Annotated in this window: 2 protein-coding genes; both read left to right on the top strand. The window is 35.7% G+C overall.

Annotation, left to right across the window (positions count from 1 at the left end; translation table 11 throughout):
• Window positions 1-29: 29 nt before the first annotated feature.
• Entirely contained in the window at window positions 30-572 is a 543-nt protein-coding gene (locus A6E03_RS18975) for a DinB family protein (protein ID WP_065601523.1), read from the top strand.
• A 108-nt stretch (window positions 573-680) separates the two neighbouring features.
• A complete protein-coding gene (locus A6E03_RS18970; RefSeq protein ID WP_065601522.1) occupies window positions 681-1,085 on the top strand; it encodes a GFA family protein in 405 nt (134 codons plus the stop codon).
• Window positions 1,086-1,122 lie beyond the last annotated feature (37 nt).

Below are 1,122 nucleotides of genomic sequence, written 5' to 3'. Positions count from 1 at the left end.
TATGCAGGCGTTATGCCTAAAGGAGTCCCATGAACTTACAGAGTCACTTTATCCTAATGTCTGATTACAATCAGCGCATGAATAACCAATTTTACAGAATAGTTGAAGAGCTAAATAATTTTGATAGAACTGAAAATCGAGGAGCATTCTTTAAATCTATAACCGGAACTCTTAACCATATTTTAGTAGGTGATCTTATTTGGTTAACTAGATTTTCTAAGCATTCAGACAGATACGTATCATTGGCTACTTTGTCAGACTTACCTAAACCCAATGGATTAGATGATGTTATCATTCCTGATTTCAAATTGTTATTTGAAACACGTAAAAAAGTAGATCTTTTAATATGCAAATGGCTTAAAAGTGAAGTTGAAGAAAATGATTTTAAGATGCTATTTGAGTATTCAAATTCTAAAGGGGTGGTGAGTAAGCGAGACTTTGGTGAATTGGTGAGTCACTTATTTAATCATCAAACACATCATCGAGGACAATTAAGTACTCTCTTCACTCAAATGAAACTTGATATTGGTGGAACTGATTTTTTGAGTGAAATACCTGATCATCAGGCATAACAAGGCAATTAAACGGAACTAAAACAGTGGGTTACGTTTCGCTTCGCTACACATTATAACCCACAATTTTAGTCCGCTTATTGCGGCGTTATGCGCTTAGGAGGAAAAATGGAAATGTTAACTGGCTCATGTCTATGTGGAAAAATTGGAATTGAAGTCCCAGATGATTTTGATTATATGGGGAATTGCCATTGCTCTGAGTGTCGTAAATTTACTGGCTCAGATTACTCATCAGTTGGTGGAGTTTCATCGTCAAAATTTGCTTTTACAAAAGGTGAGGAGTTTGTTTCCATCTACTCAAAAAGTGAGGAAACAGAACTAGCATTTTGTAAGTGTTGCGGTTCAAGCTTATTTTCTAGAAAAATCACCGGTGGTAAACATAATATCCGTTTAGGTATTCTGGACTGCACACCAACGCATAAACCTAACTTTCATATCTTTGTTGCTTCAAAAGCACCTTGGTTTGATATTAATGATGGTCTTAAGCAATTCGATAAAGGTCCAGTAAAATAGTGGTCAACTGATAGAGCGCGCATAACAAATGCATCAA

Source organism: Aliivibrio sp. 1S128 (assembly GCF_001691065.1).
Taxonomy (GTDB): domain Bacteria; phylum Pseudomonadota; class Gammaproteobacteria; order Enterobacterales; family Vibrionaceae; genus Aliivibrio.
The sequence above is the reverse complement of the archived record's forward strand: the minus strand, read 5'-3'. Positions and strand labels throughout refer to the sequence as shown.

Coding starts and splice junctions, on each gene's coding strand:
- A6E03_RS18970 (WP_065601522.1), top strand. CDS start 681: ATGGAAATGTTAACTGGCTCATGTCTATGTGGAAAAATTGGAATTGAA.
- A6E03_RS18975 (WP_065601523.1), top strand. CDS start 30: ATGAACTTACAGAGTCACTTTATCCTAATGTCTGATTACAATCAGCGC.